At 69.7% G+C, this 254-nt stretch carries 1 protein-coding gene; it reads left to right on the top strand.

The annotated features are described in order from the left end of the window. Nucleotides 1–254: glutamate-cysteine ligase family protein (locus PZC42_RS21990; protein ID WP_277214338.1), on the top strand; the 254-nt coding region annotated here is incomplete at both ends.

Below are 254 nucleotides of genomic sequence, written 5' to 3' on the forward strand. Positions count from 1 at the left end.
GTATCTGCTGGTCGACCGCGAGACCCGGGATCTCGCCACCGAGCCTCCCGAATCCATGATGACCGACTGCCAGGCCCTGCTTCGCGGCCAGGTCTGCGCCGAGTTCCTGCGATCCCAGATCGAGGTGGCGACGCGGGTCTGCGAGACGGTGGCCGAGGCCCGCGCCGATCTGTCGTACTTGCGCGGCACCGTGGCCGAGATCGCCGAGAAGTACGGCTTCGCGCCGATCGCCGCCTCGACCCACCCCTTCGCCC

Source organism: Isoptericola croceus, from assembly GCF_029382255.1.
GTDB lineage: Bacteria > Actinomycetota > Actinomycetes > Actinomycetales > Cellulomonadaceae > Isoptericola > Isoptericola croceus.